Here is a 15,786-nt window from a genome sequence, read left to right as displayed (position 1 = left end):
TAGAGCATGGAAAAAGTCTATGGAAGCGCCGCGGAGGCCTTGCAAGGGGTCGTCGCCGATGGCCAGATGATCGCCGTGGGCGGTTTCGGCCTGTGCGGGATCCCCGAGGCGCTGATTGCCGCCTTGCGCGATTCCGGGGTGCGTGACCTGACCTGCATCAGCAACAACGCCGGGGTCGACGGCTTCGGCCTGGGCCAGTTGCTGACCACCCGCCAGATCCGCAAGATGATCGCTTCCTACGTGGGCGAGAACAAGGAATTCGAGCGCCAATACCTGGCCAATGAACTCGAGCTCGAATTCACGCCCCAGGGCACGCTGGCCGAAAAGCTGCGCGCCGGCGGCGCGGGCATCCCCGCGTTCTTCACGGCCACCGGTGTCGGCACGGTCGTCGCCGACGGCAAGGAAACCCGCGAAATCGACGGCCGCACCTATGTCCTCGAGCGCTCGCTGGTGCCCGATGTCTCCCTGGTCAAGGCCTGGAAGGCCGACCGCAGCGGCAATCTGCGGTTCCGCCGCACCGCCCGCAACTTCAATCCCAACGTGGCCATGGCCGGCAAGATCACCATTGTCGAGGTCGAGGAAATCCTGCCCACGGGCGCCTTCGACCCCGATGACGTCCACCTGCCCGGGATCTTCGTCCATCGGATCGTGCTCAACGCGAATCCGGAAAAACGCATCGAACAACGCACCACGCGCAAGGCTTGAGGAGGATTACGGAAATGGCTTGGGATCGCGAACAAATGGCGGCGCGCGCGGCGCGCGAGCTGCAGGACGGCTTTTATGTGAACCTGGGGATCGGCCTGCCGACCCTGGTGGCCAACCACGTGCCCGAGGGCATGGAGGTCTGGCTGCAGTCGGAAAACGGCCTGCTGGGCATCGGGCCCTTCCCGACCGAGGACGAGATCGACGCCGATTGCATCAACGCCGGCAAGCAGACCGTCACCACCTTGCCCGGCTCCTCGATCTTCGCCTCGGCGGACTCGTTCGGCATGATACGCGGCGGCAAGATCAACCTGGCCATCCTGGGGGCCATGCAGGTGTCCGAAAAGGGTGACCTGGCCAACTGGATGATTCCCGGCAAGATGATCAAGGGCATGGGCGGCGCCATGGACCTGGTGGCCGGCGTCGGCAAGGTCGTGGTGCTGATGGAGCACGTCGCGCGCGCCAAGGACGGCACGGAAAACCTCAAGCTGCTGCCCGAATGCACCCTGCCGCTGACCGGCGTGGGCGTGGTCGACATGATCATCACCGACCTGGGGGTGATGGAGGTCGGCGAAGACGGCCTGCGGCTCACCGAGCTCGCCCCCGGCGTCACCGTCGACGAGATCCGCGCCAAGACCTCCGCCCGCCTGGACGTGTCGGCCGTCGCCTGAAGGGGTTTTCTCGTGGCATCGTCATCCGAGGCGCCCGCCGCGGGCCGCGTGCAGGCCCTGCGCGCGCATCTGCGCGCCGAGGGCCTGCACGCCTGCTTGATTCCCTCGGCCGATCCGCATCTGTCGGAGTATCTGCCGGAGCACTGGCAGGCCCGCGCCTGGGCCAGCGGCTTCACCGGCTCGGCCGGCAGCCTGCTGGTGGCCGGCGAGTTCGCCGGCCTGTGGACCGACAGCCGCTATTGGGCGCAGGCCGAGGTCCAGCTGCAAGGCTCGGGGATCGCGCTGATGCGCGCCGGCCAGGCCGGGGTGCCCGATCCGCTGGACTGGATCCTGGCGCACCTGCCGCGCGGTGCGCGCGTGGCCGCGGACGGCCGCGTGCTCGACCTGGGTACGGCCCGGCGCTGGCGCGAGGGGCTCGAGGCGGCCGGCATGGCGCTGGAGCTCGGACGCGATCCGGTCGGGCCGGTCTGGGCGGGGCGCCCGTCCTTGCCGGCGGCGCCCGTCTACGAGCACCGGCCGCCGCATGCCTGCCGCAGCCGCGCCGACAACCTGGCGGCGGTGCGCGAGGCCATGCGCAGCCAGGCGGCCGGCTGGCTGTTGCTGTCCACGCTGGATGACATCGCCTGGCTGTTCAACTTGCGCGGCGCCGACGTGTCCTACAACCCCGTATTCCTGGCTCATGCGCTAGTAGCCGCGGACGAGGCCAGGCTGTACATTGCGCCCGGCAAGATCGACGGTGCGCTCGCGCGCATCCTGCGTGACGACGGCGTGGTCCTGCGCGGCTACGGCGACCTGGCGGCCGACCTCGAGGCGCTGCCGGAGGGCGCGGCGCTGATGGTCGATCCCGCCCGGGTGACCGCCGGCACGGTGGCCTGGGCGCCGCAGGCGCGCCTGATCGAGGCGGCCAATCCGTCCCAGATCCTCAAGGCCCTCAAGACCGAGGCCGAGGCGGCGAATATCCGCCGGGCGATGGAGCAGGACGGTGCCGCGCTGTGCGAGTTCTTTGCCGGATTCGAGGCCACCCTGGCGGCGGGCGAGCGCATCACCGAGCTCGATGTGGACACGCGCATCACCGCGGCGCGGGCGCGCCGACCGGACTTCGTGTCGCCCAGCTTTGCCACGATCGCCGGTTTCAACGCCAACGGCGCCATGCCCCATTACCAGGCGACGCCGCAGTCGCATGCCGTGATCGAGGGCGACGGCCTGCTGCTGATCGACTCGGGCGGACAATACCTGGGCGGCACGACCGACATCACGCGCGTCGTGCCGGTGGGGCGGCCCAGCCAGGCCCAACTGGCGGATTTCACCGTCGTCCTGCGCGCGCACATCGCACTGGCCATGGCACGCTTTCCTGATGGGACCCCCTCGCCCTCGCTGGACGTCGTGGCGCGCATGCCGCTGTGGCGCGCGGGCCTGGACTACGGCCACGGCACCGGCCACGGCGTGGGATATTTCCTGAACGTCCACGAGGGTCCGCAGTCGATCGCGGTGCGTGCCCGGCCCCGTCCCGAACAGGCCATGCGCGCCGGCATGGTGACCTCCAACGAGCCCGGCCTCTACCGCGACGGGCAGTGGGGCATCCGCATCGAAAACCTGGTCCTGGCGATCGAGGACGGCCGCAGCCCGTTCGGCGATTTCCTGCGCTTCGAAACCCTCACGCTGTGCCCGATCGACACCCGCTGCGTGCTGCCCGACGCCCTGTCGGCGGACGAGCGCGGCTGGCTCGACGACTACCACGCCATGGTGCGCGAGCGCCTGCTGCCGTGGGTCGACGGCGCCGCCCGCGACTGGCTGCTGGCCCGCACCGAAAGGCTATAATCCAAATTTCCCGCTCCGGCCCGCCAACCCCGGGCACTGTATCAAGATGACCAAATACGTATTCGTCACGGGAGGCGTCGTGTCCTCCCTGGGCAAGGGCATTGCGGCGGCGTCGCTCGCCGCCATCCTCGAGTCTCGCGGGCTGCGCGTCACCATGCTCAAGCTGGATCCCTACATCAACGTCGATCCGGGCACCATGAGCCCCTTCCAGCACGGCGAGGTATTCGTCACCGAGGACGGCGCGGAAACGGACCTCGACCTGGGCCACTACGAGCGCTTCATCTCGACGCGGATGCACAAGGTCAACAATTTCACGACCGGCCAGATCTACGAGTCCGTGCTGCGCAAGGAACGCCGTGGCGACTACCTGGGCAAGACGGTCCAGGTCATCCCCCACATCACCAACGAGATCCAGGATTTCATCGTGCGCGGCGCCGATGCGGCCTGGAACGGCGCGGCCGACGTCGCCATCGTCGAGATCGGCGGCACGGTCGGCGACATCGAGTCGCTGCCCTTCCTCGAGGCCGTGCGCCAAATGAGCCTGCGGCTGGGGCGCAACCAGTGCGCCTTCGTGCACCTGACCCTGGTGCCCTTCATCGCCTCGGCCGGTGAACTCAAGACCAAGCCCACCCAGCATTCGGTGCAGAAGCTGCGCGAAATCGGCATCTATCCCAACGCGCTGCTGTGCCGGGCCGACCGTCCGGTGCCCGATGACGAGCGCGCCAAGATCTCGCTGTTCTCGAACGTGCCGCTGGATGCCGTGATCTCGGTGTGGGACGCCGACTCGATCTACAAGATCCCCGCCATGCTGCACCAGCAAGGCCTCGACAGCCTGGTGTGCGATGCCCTGGCGCTGACGCCGCCGCCCGCCGACCTGACGCTCTGGGATCGGCTGATCGACGCCATCGAGCACCCGCGCGATACCGTCACGGTGGGCATGGTGGGCAAATACGTCGACCTGACCGAATCCTACAAGTCCCTCAGCGAGGCGCTGGTGCACGCGGGCATCCACACCCATTCCAAGGTGCGGATCGAATACATCGATTCCGAGGAAATCGAAACCCGCGGCACCGAGGTGCTCGAAACCCTGGACGCCATCCTGGTGCCGGGCGGTTTCGGCAAACGCGGCACCGAAGGCAAGATCAAGACCATCCAGTACGCCCGCGAGCACGGCATCCCCTACCTGGGCATTTGCCTGGGCATGCAGCTCGCGGTGGTCGAGTTCGCGCGCCACGTCGCCGGCCTGGGCGGTGCGAACAGCACCGAGTTCGATCCCTCGGCGGCGCACCCCGTGATCGCCCTGATCACCGAGTGGCAGGACCGCGAGGGCAAGATCGAGCGCCGCGACCAGACCTCCGACCTGGGCGGCACCATGAGGAAGGGCGCGCAGCGCTGCCCGATCAAGCCCGGCACGCGCGCCTTCGAGATCTATGGTCCCGAGGTCAACGAGCGCCACCGCCATCGTTTCGAGGTCAACAACGTCTACGTGAACCGCCTCGAGGAGGCGGGCCTGGTGATCAGCGCGCGCACGCCGACCGAGAACCTGCCCGAGATCATGGAGATTCCCAGCCATCCCTGGTTCATGGGCGTGCAGTTCCACCCGGAATTCACCTCGACGCCGCGTGACGGGCATCCGCTGTTCACCAGCTACATCCAGGCGGCGCTTGCGCATCGCCGCAAACGCGAGCTGGCCGAAGCCTGAGGAGAACCCATGAAACTGTGCGATTTCCGGGTGGGCCTGGACCAGCCGTTCTTCCTGATCGCCGGCCCCTGCGTGATTGAATCGCGCGAGCTCGCCTTCGAGACGGCCGGCCGCCTCCAGGACATCACGCGCACGCTGGGCATTCCCTTCATCTACAAGAGTTCCTTCGACAAGGCGAACCGCAGTTCGGACCGTTCGTTTCGCGGCCCCGGCATCGAGCAGGGGCTGGCGATCCTCGCCGACGTGCGCGCCCAGCTCGGCGTGCCCGTCCTGACCGACGTGCACGACGCGGACCAGGCGCGCGCGGCGGCCCAGGTGGTCGACGTGCTGCAGACCCCTGCATTCCTGTGCCGCCAGACGGATTTCATCCACGCCTGCGCGGCCACGCTCAAGCCGGTCAACATCAAGAAAGGGCAATTCCTCGCGCCGCATGACATGCAGCAGGTCGTCGCCAAGGCCCGCGCCGCGGCGCAGGAGGCCGGCGGCGACGGCGATACCATCATGGTGTGCGAGCGCGGCGCCTCGTTCGGCTACAACAACCTGGTGTCCGACATGCGTTCGCTGGCGATCATGCGCGAGACCGGGTGTCCGGTGGTGTTCGATGCCACGCACTCGGTGCAACTGCCCGGCGGGCAGGGCGCCAGCTCGGGCGGACAGCGCGAGTTCGTGCCCGTCCTGGCCCGCGCCGCGGTGGCCGCCGGCGTGGCGGGGGTCTTCATGGAGACCCATCCCGACCCCGACCGTGCGCTGTCCGATGGCCCCAATGCCGTGGCCCTGGACCGCATGCGCGACCTGCTCGCCAGCCTGCAGGCCATCGACCGTTGCGTCAAGGAAGGCGGCGCGTTGCTGAACTCACTTTGAACCTCCGACAGGAATCCCCATGAGCGCCTACATCATTGCCAACGTCGAAGTCACTGATCCCGAGCAATACAAGCACTACCAGAAATTTTCCTCCGAGGCGATGCAAAAGTACGGCGCGCGCGTGCTGGTGCGCGGCGGCGAGGTGACCGCCCTCGAGGGCGCGCATCCGGGTCGCCTCGTGGTGCTGGAGTTCGACGACGTCGAGGCGGCGCGCAGATTCTATGATTCGCCGGAATATCGCCAGGGCCGGGCGGCCCGCGCCGAGGCGGCGCACATGACGATGTACATCGTCCAGGGTGTCTAGCATCTCTTGGGCTCGCGCGGCGCGCCCGCGGGGTAGACTGGCCCCCAGGGCGCATGGGTAAAATACCCGAGCCCTGCGTTTTTTCACGCAATCCCTCAATACAGGCAGGATAGTCAGACATGAGTGCAATCGTAGATATCATCGGGCGCGAAATCCTGGATTCGCGCGGCAATCCCACCGTAGAGTGCGACGTGCTGCTCGAGTCCGGCGCCATGGGCCGGGCCGCCGTTCCCTCGGGCGCATCCACCGGCTCGCGCGAGGCGATCGAACTGCGCGACGGCGACGCGGCCCGGTACCTGGGCAAAGGCGTGCTGCGGGCGGTCGAGCACGTCAACACCGAGATTTCCGACGCCCTCATGGGGCTGGACGCACAGGAGCAGACCTTCATCGATCACACCCTGATCGACCTGGACGGCACCGACACGAAAAGCCGCCTGGGCGCGAACGCGATCCTCGCGGCCAGCATGGCCGTGGCGCGGGCCGCGGCCGACGATGCCGGCCTGTCGCTGTATCGCTATTTCGGCGGCAGCGGCCCGATGCAGATGCCCGTGCCCATGATGAATGTCATCAATGGCGGGGCGCACGCCAACAACACGCTCGACCTGCAGGAATTCATGATCCTGCCTGTGGGTGCCACCAGTTTCCGCGAGGCCCTGCGCATGGGCGCCGAGGTCTTTCACGCCCTCAAGAAAATCATCGGCCAGCAGGGCATGTCGACCGCCGTGGGCGACGAGGGCGGTTTTGCGCCGAACGTGGCCAACCACGAGGCGGCCATCGGCCTCATCCTGCAGGCCATCGATGCGGCCGGCTACGAGGCCGGCTCGCAGATCGTGCTGGGCCTCGATTGCGCCAGCTCCGAGTTCTATCGCGACGGCCAGTACCACCTGGCCGGCGAGGGCGGCATCGCCCTGGGGTCGCAGGACTTCGCCAATCTGCTGGCCTCCTGGTGCGACAAATACCCGATCGTCTCGATCGAGGACGGCATGGCCGAGGACGATTGGGAAGGCTGGCGCATCCTGACCGAACAGCTCGGGCGCAAGGTCCAGCTGGTGGGCGACGATCTGTTCGTGACCAATACCCGGATCCTCAAGCAAGGCATCGACCAGGGGATCGCCAACTCCATCCTCATCAAGATCAACCAGATCGGCACCCTGACCGAGACCTTCGCGGCGATCGAGATGGCCAAGCGCGCCGGCTACACGGCGGTCATCTCGCACCGCTCGGGCGAGACCGAGGACTCCACCATCGCCGACATCGCCGTGGCAACCAACGCCATGCAGATCAAGACCGGCTCGCTGTCGCGCTCGGACCGCATGGCGAAGTACAACCAGCTGCTGCGCATCGAGGAGGAGCTCGCCGAGGTCGCCGCCTATCCCGGGCGTGACGCCTTCTACAACCTGCGCTGATCCTGCGGGGATCCGGGCATGCGCTTGCTGATCCTCGTCCTGGCCGTCCTCACGCTGGCCGCCCAGTATCCGCTGTGGTGGGGCAAGGGCGGCTGGATGCGGGTCCATGAATTGCAGAAACAAGTGGCGGCCCAGCAGGACAGCACGCAGGCGCTCGCCGCGCGCAACAACGCCTTGCAGGCCGAGGTCCAGGATCTGAAATCCGGGACCTCGGCCATCGAGGAGCGCGCCCGCGGCGAGCTGGGCATGATCCGCGAGGGCGAGTATTTCGTCCAGATCCTGCCGCCCGCGTCCGCCCCCAAGCCCTGATTCCAAGGCCCGCCCGGCCCGGGCATTCATGGCAGGGGGGGATCACAGGACAGATCCCCGGGCGCCGCGTCGCCCGCCTCGATACCGGCGTTGCCGCGGCCGTCCGCATGGCTGCCATCCGGTCTGGAGGCGGCTGGGTCGTACGGCGGGCCGGCGGCCGTGCCGTCCGGGACAGCGGGCGGCACGCCGTGCCCCGCCTCGCCGGCTGTGCCGCCATCGGCCGCGCCGGGCGGGGACCCATGCGGCAGGCAGGCGTTGGGTCCATGGGCGCAGTCCGGCCCGGCGGCCGAAGGCGGCCCCGAGGCGGGATTGCCGTGCACCACCCGGCCGTCGGCCAGGTCGGGCCATTGCGCAGGATGCGAATGCATGGCCAGGGTCGCGCTGCGCACGATGGGCAACAGGCCCTGCGTCAGCACACGCCGGCGGTCATCCTCGGGCGAGGCGGATTCCGCCATCAGGCGCAGCACGGCGGCCACGCCGGGCAGCAGGGGACGGTGAGGCCAGATCAGCTCGAGCTGCAGGGTGTTGGCCTCGAAGACCGTCTCGCCCGACACCGGCCCGCGTCCGGCGGGCCAACCCATCCTCATCGCCCGCTGGTGTTGTTCGTGCTGGCGATCATTGCGGATCTGAGCCGGCCCGAGGGCGCCGAACGGCGGGGCGCCCGTGCCCGGGTCGGCGTGATCGAGAAAAGCCGCGCGCGCGGGGCGGATCACCCGGATGCGCCAGGGCGGGCCGTCCAGCGCCCGCCGGCGCCAGGCCAAGGCGGCATCCCGCTGCCGGATCTCGGGATGCAGCATGCGCAGGGCGTCCTCGAAAGCCCGCGCCAGCGCCGCGGGCTGCGCGTGTCGGGTAGCCGCTGCGCGGCCGGCCTCGACCAGGGCGTGGCTGAGGGTCTGGCGCAGGAACAGCCAATGGGCGGTTTCTATGGCGCCCGCCCCCAATAGCAGGACGGGCAGGGCGGTCAGCAGGAATCCCGCCATGCCCGCGCCGCGTTGGCGGGTGGCGGGCCGCAGCGGGACCGCAAGTGGAAAGCGCATGCCGGGGGACCTGGAAGACCATCGGAGGCCTTTCAGTGTCGGGGGGCGGCGCAGGCCTGTCGAGTGTGGAAACCGCGCGGATCCCGATGCGCGCGGGCTCGCCCCGCCGCATGTGGCTCGGCCCCCTCGAAAGAGGGCGCAATCCGCGATACAGGAGACGAGCCTCCGTCGCCTAACGAGCAACCATTATGTCTAGTGCAGCGTGCCGGGCTCCTGCGGCGGCTGGGGACCGTCGGTGAACAGCATCGCGCAGTCCACGGCGTCGAAGACATAGGGCTTGCCGCAGAAATTGCAGGCGATCCGCACCTGCTCTTGTTCGCTGAGGATGCTGTCGATCTCGGCGCGGCCCAGGGTGCGCAGCATGTTGGCGACGCGGTCGCGCGAGCATGGGCAATGCCAGCGCACGGCCTGGGGCTCGAACATCCGCAGTTCATCCTGCCAGAACAGGCGATGGATCAGGGTGTCGGTGTCCTCGTCCAGGAGCTCGGCGGTCTGCAGGGTTTCGGCCAGGGCGACGAAACGGTCCCAGCTGGGCTCCTCGGCCGATTCCGCGGCACGGCCTCCGGCCTCGGGCAGGCGCTGCAGCAGGAAGCCCGCGCAGTGCCGCTCGTCGGCCGCCAGCCACATCCGCGTGTCGAGCTGCTCGGAATTGCGCATGTAGTGCTCGAGCGCGTCGGCGACTGTTTCGCCCTCCAGGGGCACGATGCCCTGGTAGGCCGGCGCGCCGGTCTCGCGGCGTTCGGGGTCCAGCATCACCATGAAGCGGCCCTGGCCGTCCGCATTGAGCAGCGTCTGCAGGGTGCCGTCGTCCGGGATGCCGGCATCCTCGCGCACGTGGGCGGTCGCGCGCAGCCCCAGGTCCGTGGTGCATTCGACCACGATCAGGCGCACGGGGCCGTTGCCCTGCAGCTGCAGGACGACCGATCCGTTGAACTTGATGTTGCCGGCCAGCAGGACCGCGGCGGCGGACAGTTCGCCCATGAGCCGCTGCAGCACGGGCGGATGGTCCTGGTGCGCCAGTCCGGTGCGCCAGGTGTCGGTCAGGCGCACCGCCTGGACGCGGGTGGCGTGGTCGAGGGCGAGGTACTTGTGCAGGGTGTCGCTCATGGGAGTGTCGATGCCTTGAGGTCGACCAGCCGGGTGCCCAGCAGGCGGTCATGGAGGAACTGGCCCTCGGGATCGAACCAGGTCCAGACGAAGATCGAGAAGGGCGCCGCGACGATCAGCAGGTCGACCGAGGCGTAGCCGGTGGCGGTGGACAGGCGCCCGACGAGCCAGGCGGCCAGCAGGGGCAGCAGCCACATCAGCACATAGCGCAGCACCATGCGCGTCAAGGGTACCGGCGCGGCGTCGCGGCCGGCCAGGCGGATGTCCCAGGTCTTCATGGGCAGGGTCTGGCCGCCGTGCCGCCAGCACAGGATGAAGTACAGGCCGATGGCCACGAAGGCGACGCCTTGGCGCGTATGGCGCAGCATCAGGCCGTCGCGGCTCTGGGTCAGCGTATCGAGCAGGTAGGACGCGAGGAACAGGACGCCGAAAAGCAGGACGCCTTCATACATCATGCAGGCGAAGCGCCTGAGGCGGCTGGGGGCTGGGGTGAGGGGCATGGCGCGAAGAGGGACCGGAAACCCGTCATTATCCTGCAAAACGCCGAAACCTGGCCATGCGCCGGCAGGCGGCGCGGGATCGCCGGGACCCTCAATGCAAAGAGCCGCCTCCTGGCGGCTCTTTTGCGGTGCAGCAGAGAGTTTCTTAGTGGGCGGTGTGGGTCTGATGGATCGTGACCTCGGGACCACGGAAGAACGTCGCCACCTTGCGGAACAGATTGCTCAGCATCTTGTCCAGGACGGGATATTCGTATTGCGCCTCGATGGCTTGCTGCAGCAGTTCGCGTTCGAGGGAGTCGGTCAGGCGGGTGTGGTTCATCGTGTTCATAGCTAGCCTCTTTGCTGAATGAAGAGCGTTTCGCTCGGGTTAACCCTATTATAGGGTTTACCCTAGTCAAAAAGCAAGGATTTTTTTGCGGTGCAATAAAGAGGGGCGACAGTGGTGTGAAATCGCCACGGCACCGGGCCGTGCTATGCCTCGTCCCGGTAGCCCGCCGCCACGATGTCGAACTGGAACAGACGGCAGTCCAATGCGCCATTGTGTACGGGCTGGCGGCGGCGCGGCTTGAGGCGCATGTGCCTCGGCAGCTCGAGGTCGCTGCTGATGACGTTGACCTGCCAGCCGCCGTAATGACGCTTGAGGTGGCTGGCCCATTGGGGCCAGAGCTCGGTGTCGTCGCCGCTCAGGCGTTCGCCGTAGGGCGGGTTGGTGACGATCCAACCCTCGGGCGCGGGCGCGGGTATCCGGCGCGCATCGCCGACCTCCAGGCGGATGGCATCCGGGGTCAGGTGGGCGCGCTCCAGATTGGCGCGGGCCGCATCGATGGCGGAGGGATCGAGGTCGCAGCCGACCAGGGCCTGCTCGATCCGCGGCGCGATGCGCGCCCGCGCGTCCTCCTTGAGGTCGCGCCACCGGCGGGCATCGTGATTGCGCAGGCGTTCGAAGCTGAACGGGCGCCAGATTCCAGGCGGCACGCCCAGGGCGATCCAGGCGGCCTCGATCAGGATGGTGCCGCTGCCGCAGAAAGGGTCCAGCAGGGGCTTGTCGGGTGTCCAGTCGGACAGGGCCAGCAGGCCCGCCGCGAGGTTCTCGCGCAAGGGCGCCTCGCCCTTGTCCAGGCGCCAGCCGCGCTTGAACAGCGATTCACCCGAGACGTCCAGATACAGCGTGGCGCGGGTGGCATCCAGGAACAGGTGCACGCGGGCGTCCGGGCGCACCGTGTCGATGTCCGGCCGGGCGCCCTCGCGCTCCCGCAGGCGGTCGCAGATGCCGTCCTTGGCCCGCAGGTTGCAGTACTGGAGACTGCGCAACGGGCTGCGCACCGCCGAGGTGTCCACCCGCAGCGTCTGCTCGGCGCCGAACCAGCGCTCCCAGGGAGTATCCCGCGCCAGCGCCAGGATGTCGTCCTCGGTGTGGATCTCGGCCTGGGCGACACGCACCAGAATGCGCGTCGCCAGCCGCGAGTACAGGTTGGCGCGCAGCACGCCGGTCCAGTCCGCCCGGAAATGGCATCCCGCGCGCCCCTCGCGCACGGCCTCGTAGCCCAGCGCCTGGAGCTCGAGCGCCAGTGCCTGCTCCAGGCCGTGCGGACACGGGGCATACAGGTCGTAGACCTCGGCTTCGCGGGGGCGGCGCATCCGCCGGATGCGCGCGTCGGGGTCCGATGGCGTGATGGGCGCAGTGGCGGCTTTGCGCGACGGTCTCGCATCGCGCCGCGGCATGGCGTCGCGTGAATCCGGCTCGCTGCGCGGGCTTTTCGCCCGGCGCGTGGGCTTGGCGTCTGGCGGCCGCCGCGCCTCGGCGGACTGGCCCTGCGCCAGTTCCTGGAGGGCGACCTGGCGCGCTCGCGCGCCCGAGCGCTTGCGCGGGGCTTCGCGTTCCGGTGCGGCGGGCGTCTTGTCCTTGAGGCTCAGGGTCTTGCGGGGCGGGGTTTGACTCATGGCATCAGAAGGGTTGTTTGACTCATGGCATCAGAAGGGTTTGACCACGACCATGATCAGGACCAGCAGCAGGAGCAGGACGGGGATCTCGTTGAATCCGCGGAAGTAGCGGTGGCCGGGCGTGCCGGCCCCGCGCTCGAAACGGCGCAGGTAACGCAGGCACAGCAGATGATAGGCCGCCAGGGCGGCGACGGCGGCGAGCTTGACGTGCATCCAGAGCTGTCCCCGGCCCAGGCCCCAGCCCAGGTAGAGCCAGAGCCCCAGCAGGACCGCCAGCACCGCCAGCGGCGTCATGAAGCGGTACAGGCGCCGCGCCATGCCCAGCAGCACCCGGCGTGCGCCGGGCTCGTCGGTCTGCGCCAGGTTCACATAGATGCGCGGCAGGTAGAACAGGCCCGCGAACCAGGCGATGACGAACAGGATGTGGAAGGCCTTGACCCAGAGCACGCCTATCCCCGCAACTGCCCTTCGCCGGTGAGGACCCATTTCAGGATCGTCAGGCCTTCGAGGCCCACCGGCCCGCGGGCGTGCAGGCGGTTGGTCGAAATGCCGATCTCGGCCCCCAGGCCATACTCGAAACCGTCGGCGAAGCAGGTGGGCAGGTTGACGTACACGGAACTGGAGTCGACCTCGCGCTGGAAGCGCTGGGCCGCCGCCAGATCCTCGGTGACGATGGATTCGGTGTGCTCGGAACCGTAGCGGGCGATGTGGTCGATGGCCTCGTCGATCGTGTCCACCACGCGCACGGCCAGGATGGGGGCGAGGAATTCCGTGGCCCAATCCGCCTCGGTGGCCGGTGTGCTGCCGTCGAGCCAGGCGGCCGCGCGCGGGCAGGCGCGCAACTCGACGCCCAGTTCGGCCAGGCGCCGGCCCAGCCGGGGCAGCAGGGCCTCGGCGATGCCGGCGTGGACCAGCAGGGTCTCGACCGCCCCGCAGATGCCGCAGCGGTAGGTCTTGGCGTTGACGACGATCCCGATCGCGCGCTCCAGGTCGGCGGCCGCGTCGACGTAGATGTGGCAGTTGCCCTCCAGGTGCTTGATCATGGGGACGCGGGCCTCCTCGGCGAGGCGTGCGATCAGGCCCTTGCCGCCGCGCGGCACGATGACGTCGATGTAGTCGGTCATGCGGACCATCTCGCCCACGGCGGCCCGGTCGGTGGTCCCCACCACCTGGATCGCGTGGGCCGGCAGCCCGGCCTCGGCCAGGCCCGCCTGGATGACGTCGCCCAGCGCTCGGTTGGAATGGAAGGCCTCGCTGCCGCCGCGCAGGATGGCCGCGTTGCCCGATTTCAGGCACAGGGCCGCCGCGTCGATGGTCACGTTCGGGCGCGATTCGTAGATGATGCCGATGACGCCCAGCGGCACCCGCATGCGCGCGACCCGCATCCCGTTGGGCCGGATCAGGGTTTCGGTCAGCGCGCCGATGGGATCGGGCATGGCGGCGATCTGCTCCAGGCCCAGGGCCATGGTGTCCAGCGCCTTGTCCGACAGTTTCAAGCGCTCCGCCAGCGGGGCGTCGAGGCCGTTGCGCTGCGCCGCATCCAGGTCGCGCGCGTTTTCGGCCTGCAGCCAGTCCTTGCGGGCGCGCAGGCCGTCGGCCATCGCCCGCAGGGCGCGGGCCTTGTCGCGGCCGGTGGCATTGCGCATGCCGCGCGCGGCCTGGCGGGCCTGGCGGCCGAGGAGGATCATGGAGGAATCGGAAGACGTGTCGTTCATGGTGTCAGGACGGTTCAGGGACGCGGTGCGCCGGCCACCGCAATGCGCATGACCAGGCGGGCCAGTTCATCCCAGGGATCGGACAGCCTGCCTGCGACGGGCACGCCCTTGATCAGGCAGTCGATTTCCTGGACGTGCCGCACGGCGGCCGGCCAGGCGCCGGGCGGCACGCGGTCGAGTGCCTGACGGGCCAGGCGCTCGCGCGGGCCGAACAGCCGGTGCTTGCGCAGCAGCGCATCGATGCCCTGGCGGGCGCGCTGCGCCTCGGACAGGCGGCCGAGGATGCGGATTTCCTCGCCCACCGCCCATAATACCAGCAGCAAGGCCTCGCCCTCGGCCCGCAGGCCCTCGAGGACCGACAAGGCGCGTTCGGCCCGGCCCAGCAGCATCGCATCGCGCAAGTCGAATACGTTGTAGCGCGCCACGTTGAGGACGGCGGCCTGGACCTGCTCGAGGGAAATAGGCCCGGGCGGATGGAGCAGGCCGAGCTTTTGCACCTCCTGGTGGGCCGCCAGCAGATTGCCCTCGACCTTGTCGGCCACCCATTCCAGGGCCTCGCGCGCCATGTCCTGCCCTTGGCGGGCGAGGCGGGCGGCGATCCAGGCGGGCAGGGCTTCGCGGCCGACCGTGGGGACGTCCACCCACAGGGCGGCCTGCCGCAGGGCCTGTGCCCATTTGCTTTGCTGGGTGGCGCGGTCCAGGCCGGGCAGATGGACCACGATGCGCACGTCCGGCAGCCGTCCCTCCCGGGCGAGGGCCGCCAGCCGCTGCAGGGTTTCGCCGCCGGCCTTGCCGGGCTTGCCCGTGGGCAGGCTGATCTCGAGCAGCCTCAGGTCGCCGAACAGCGAGGTGTTCTGGGTGGCGGCCAGGACGGCGCTCCAGTCGCCGCGCGCGTCCATGACCAGGCGCGTGCGCTCGGAGCAGCCCAGGCGCGCGGCGGCGGCGCGCAGGGCGTCGCCCGCCTCGGTGGCGAGCAGGATCTCGTCCCCGCTGATCACCGTGCAGGGCGCCAGCGTCTGTGCCGACGCCAGCTGTGCGACGTAGCGGTCGGGATCCGGGCCGCGGCTCATGGCCTCAGGGATAGGTGGCCGGCGATCCCGGCCGCGACAGCGGGCTGGCCGGCGGCCCGGCGGGCGCCGGCTCGGAGGGGGCCTCGACCACCGGGCGGTTGGCGGCGTCGGCATAGGCGTTGGCGATCTCGGGGGCGCTCAGGCGCCGCAGGATCTGGTCGATCAGCCCATTGCGCATATTGGCGAAGGTGCGGGTGATCTCGCTTTCCTTGGCCTGGACGATGCGTTCGTTGTAGGGCAGTTCGCGCAGGCTGTGCAGCGTAGTCGGCGGCAGGATCAGGTGGCCTGCGCGGTCCAGGACCTCGAAGGTGAAGATCAGTTCGAGCTCGTATTCCTCGACGCGGCCCTCGGCGTCCAGGGACACCTGGCGCAGGTTCTGCTCGTCCGAGATCTGATGCAGGTAGGCGTCGGCCTCGGAGCGGCGGCCGGTGAAGCGGGTGTCGGGCGAATTCGACAGGATGGTGCGCTGCAGGCGCGCGCCGAATTCCGTATCCAGGTTGATGTTGGTATAGAGCGTCTTGAAGGGCACGGGCGTGGCCCCCTTCAGATGGAAGCCGCAAGCGGCCAGCACGGTGCACAGCGCCAGGGCGGCGGCCAGGAACAGACGGGACCGGTGGCGGACGGGCGGGAAGGGGGCCATGGG

At 69.0% G+C, this 15,786-nt stretch carries 17 protein-coding genes; 8 read left to right on the top strand and 9 right to left on the bottom strand.

Annotated features, from left to right (window positions below; all coding sequences use genetic code 11):
* Positions 1–6: 6 nt before the first annotated feature.
* The 8 genes from OOZ48_RS02350 to ftsB all read left to right on the top strand — a co-directional run bounded on the left by OOZ48_RS02350 (position 7) and on the right by ftsB (position 7,773).
* Positions 7–705, top strand: a complete 699-nt coding sequence (locus tag OOZ48_RS02350; RefSeq protein WP_269495303.1) for a CoA transferase subunit A — start codon at positions 7–9, stop codon at positions 703–705.
* Between the two features lie 14 nt (positions 706–719).
* Positions 720–1,373, top strand: coding sequence for a CoA transferase subunit B (locus OOZ48_RS02345; protein WP_269495302.1), 654 nt, complete (start codon positions 720–722; stop codon positions 1,371–1,373).
* 12 nt (positions 1,374–1,385) lie between these two features.
* Positions 1,386–3,191, top strand: coding sequence for an aminopeptidase P family protein (locus OOZ48_RS02340; RefSeq protein ID WP_269495301.1), 1,806 nt, complete (start codon positions 1,386–1,388; stop codon positions 3,189–3,191).
* Positions 3,192–3,237: 46 nt separating this feature from the next.
* Complete coding sequence (locus OOZ48_RS02335; protein ID WP_269495299.1) at positions 3,238–4,893, top strand: CTP synthase; 1,656 nt, start codon at positions 3,238–3,240, stop codon at positions 4,891–4,893.
* Positions 4,894–4,902: 9 nt separating this feature from the next.
* Entirely contained in the window at positions 4,903–5,754 is an 852-nt protein-coding gene (gene kdsA / locus OOZ48_RS02330; RefSeq protein ID WP_269495298.1) for a 3-deoxy-8-phosphooctulonate synthase, read from the top strand.
* Positions 5,755–5,773: 19 nt separating this feature from the next.
* Complete coding sequence (locus OOZ48_RS02325) at positions 5,774–6,058, top strand: DUF1330 domain-containing protein (RefSeq protein WP_269495296.1); 285 nt, start codon at positions 5,774–5,776, stop codon at positions 6,056–6,058.
* Between the two features lie 119 nt (positions 6,059–6,177).
* On the top strand, positions 6,178–7,464 hold the full coding sequence (gene eno, locus OOZ48_RS02320) for a phosphopyruvate hydratase (protein ID WP_269495294.1): 1,287 nt from the start codon (positions 6,178–6,180) through the stop codon (positions 7,462–7,464).
* A gap of 18 nt (positions 7,465–7,482) precedes the next feature.
* Positions 7,483–7,773, top strand: a complete 291-nt coding sequence (ftsB, locus tag OOZ48_RS02315; RefSeq protein WP_269495292.1) for a cell division protein FtsB — start codon at positions 7,483–7,485, stop codon at positions 7,771–7,773.
* A 26-nt stretch (positions 7,774–7,799) separates the two neighbouring features.
* Here the strand turns inward: ftsB and OOZ48_RS02310 are convergent, their stop codons facing one another.
* From OOZ48_RS02310 to OOZ48_RS02270, 9 genes are all read right to left on the bottom strand, one after another.
* Complete coding sequence (locus OOZ48_RS02310) at positions 7,800–8,810, bottom strand: hypothetical protein (protein WP_269495290.1); 1,011 nt, start codon at positions 8,808–8,810, stop codon at positions 7,800–7,802.
* Between the two features lie 192 nt (positions 8,811–9,002).
* Complete coding sequence (gene hslO / locus OOZ48_RS02305) at positions 9,003–9,917, bottom strand: Hsp33 family molecular chaperone HslO (RefSeq protein WP_269495289.1); 915 nt, start codon at positions 9,915–9,917, stop codon at positions 9,003–9,005.
* The gene (locus tag OOZ48_RS02300; RefSeq protein WP_269495287.1) at positions 9,914–10,417 is read right to left on the bottom strand and encodes an RDD family protein; all 504 of its coding nucleotides are present in this window, start codon (positions 10,415–10,417) and stop codon (positions 9,914–9,916) included. The genes hslO and OOZ48_RS02300 overlap by 4 nt, the downstream gene beginning before the upstream one ends.
* A 145-nt stretch (positions 10,418–10,562) precedes the next feature.
* Positions 10,563–10,745 (bottom strand): hypothetical protein, encoded by a 183-nt coding sequence (locus OOZ48_RS02295; protein WP_269495284.1) that lies wholly within the window; start codon positions 10,743–10,745, stop codon positions 10,563–10,565.
* Between the two features lie 143 nt (positions 10,746–10,888).
* On the bottom strand, positions 10,889–12,358 hold the full coding sequence (locus tag OOZ48_RS02290; protein ID WP_269495281.1) for a THUMP domain-containing class I SAM-dependent RNA methyltransferase: 1,470 nt from the start codon (positions 12,356–12,358) through the stop codon (positions 10,889–10,891).
* Between the two features lie 30 nt (positions 12,359–12,388).
* The gene (locus OOZ48_RS02285; RefSeq protein WP_269495279.1) at positions 12,389–12,805 is read right to left on the bottom strand and encodes a CopD family protein; all 417 of its coding nucleotides are present in this window, start codon (positions 12,803–12,805) and stop codon (positions 12,389–12,391) included.
* A 2-nt stretch (positions 12,806–12,807) separates the two neighbouring features.
* Positions 12,808–14,073, bottom strand: a complete 1,266-nt coding sequence (locus OOZ48_RS02280; protein WP_269495276.1) for a glutamate-5-semialdehyde dehydrogenase — start codon at positions 14,071–14,073, stop codon at positions 12,808–12,810.
* 14 nt (positions 14,074–14,087) lie between these two features.
* A complete protein-coding gene (holA, locus tag OOZ48_RS02275) occupies positions 14,088–15,143 on the bottom strand; it encodes a DNA polymerase III subunit delta (protein ID WP_269495274.1) in 1,056 nt (351 codons plus the stop codon).
* A 4-nt stretch (positions 15,144–15,147) separates the two neighbouring features.
* Positions 15,148–15,783, bottom strand: coding sequence for an LPS-assembly lipoprotein LptE (locus OOZ48_RS02270; RefSeq protein ID WP_269495270.1), 636 nt, complete (start codon positions 15,781–15,783; stop codon positions 15,148–15,150).
* Positions 15,784–15,786 lie beyond the last annotated feature (3 nt).

Origin of the sequence: Castellaniella sp. S9, assembly GCF_027257175.1 — a bacterium.
Lineage (GTDB): Bacteria > Pseudomonadota > Gammaproteobacteria > Burkholderiales > Burkholderiaceae_B > Castellaniella.
This window is presented reverse-complemented; position numbering and strand designations above follow the sequence as displayed.

Excerpts from the sequence above, each read along its gene's own strand:
- OOZ48_RS02350 (WP_269495303.1), top strand. The coding sequence starts at position 7 with ATGGAAAAAGTCTATGGAAGCGCCGCGGAGGCCTTGCAAGGGGTCGTC.
- OOZ48_RS02345 (WP_269495302.1), top strand. The coding sequence starts at position 720 with ATGGCTTGGGATCGCGAACAAATGGCGGCGCGCGCGGCGCGCGAGCTG.
- OOZ48_RS02335 (WP_269495299.1), top strand. The coding sequence starts at position 3,238 with ATGACCAAATACGTATTCGTCACGGGAGGCGTCGTGTCCTCCCTGGGC.
- kdsA (WP_269495298.1), top strand. The coding sequence starts at position 4,903 with ATGAAACTGTGCGATTTCCGGGTGGGCCTGGACCAGCCGTTCTTCCTG.
- OOZ48_RS02325 (WP_269495296.1), top strand. The coding sequence starts at position 5,774 with ATGAGCGCCTACATCATTGCCAACGTCGAAGTCACTGATCCCGAGCAA.
- eno (WP_269495294.1), top strand. The coding sequence starts at position 6,178 with ATGAGTGCAATCGTAGATATCATCGGGCGCGAAATCCTGGATTCGCGC.
- ftsB (WP_269495292.1), top strand. The coding sequence starts at position 7,483 with ATGCGCTTGCTGATCCTCGTCCTGGCCGTCCTCACGCTGGCCGCCCAG.
- OOZ48_RS02310 (WP_269495290.1), bottom strand. The coding sequence starts at position 8,810 with ATGCGCTTTCCACTTGCGGTCCCGCTGCGGCCCGCCACCCGCCAACGC.
- hslO (WP_269495289.1), bottom strand. The coding sequence starts at position 9,917 with ATGAGCGACACCCTGCACAAGTACCTCGCCCTCGACCACGCCACCCGC.
- OOZ48_RS02300 (WP_269495287.1), bottom strand. The coding sequence starts at position 10,417 with ATGCCCCTCACCCCAGCCCCCAGCCGCCTCAGGCGCTTCGCCTGCATG.
- OOZ48_RS02295 (WP_269495284.1), bottom strand. The coding sequence starts at position 10,745 with ATGAACACGATGAACCACACCCGCCTGACCGACTCCCTCGAACGCGAA.
- OOZ48_RS02290 (WP_269495281.1), bottom strand. The coding sequence starts at position 12,358 with ATGAGTCAAACCCCGCCCCGCAAGACCCTGAGCCTCAAGGACAAGACG.
- OOZ48_RS02280 (WP_269495276.1), bottom strand. The coding sequence starts at position 14,073 with ATGAACGACACGTCTTCCGATTCCTCCATGATCCTCCTCGGCCGCCAG.
- holA (WP_269495274.1), bottom strand. The coding sequence starts at position 15,143 with ATGAGCCGCGGCCCGGATCCCGACCGCTACGTCGCACAGCTGGCGTCG.
- OOZ48_RS02270 (WP_269495270.1), bottom strand. The coding sequence starts at position 15,783 with ATGGCCCCCTTCCCGCCCGTCCGCCACCGGTCCCGTCTGTTCCTGGCC.